This window comes from Archangium violaceum Cb vi76 (assembly GCF_000733295.1).
GTDB lineage: Bacteria > Myxococcota > Myxococcia > Myxococcales > Myxococcaceae > Archangium > Archangium violaceum.
In genome coordinates this window covers 1-541 of record NZ_JPMI01000338.1, presented here as the reverse complement: position 1 = coordinate 541, position 541 = coordinate 1, and the positions used below count along the sequence as shown (strand labels likewise).

1 protein-coding gene is annotated in these 541 nt (G+C 70.8%); it reads left to right on the top strand.

Annotated elements, in window-relative coordinates; genetic code table 11:
* A partial coding sequence (locus tag Q664_RS44280) for an HYR domain-containing protein (protein WP_043411078.1) occupies positions 1 to 541 on the top strand: 541 nt, incomplete at both ends.

Genomic DNA, 541 nt, shown 5'->3' with positions numbered 1-541 from the left:
ACCGTGACGACGCCGACGAACAAGCCGCCGGTGGCGCTGTGCCGTGACGTGACGGTGAACGCCGACGTGTACTGCACGGGCAGCGCGAGCGTGAACAATGGCAGCTACGACCCGGACAATGGGCCGTCGCCGCTGTCCATCAGCGAGGTGCCCTACACGTCGCTGCCCCTGGGCACGCACCCCGTCACGCTGACGGCCTCGGATGGCGCGGCGAGTGACCAGTGCGTGGGCAACGTCACCGTGGTGGACAACACGAAGCCGACCGTCGGCTGCCCGGCCTCGCAGGTGCTCGAGACGTGCTCGCCCGCGGGCGCCCCGGCCACCTTCGCGGCCTCGGCCACGGACACCTGCGGCCCGGCCACCCTGTCGTGCTCGTACGCCTCGGGCTCCACCTTCCCGGTGGGCGAGACGGGCGTCACCTGCTCGGCCAGGGATGACGCTGGCAACACGGCCTCCTGCCGCTTCAACGTGACCGTGACTGGCGACACCACGCCGCCAGTGATCAGCTGCCCGACCTCTCCGATCGTCATCAGGGCCTGCG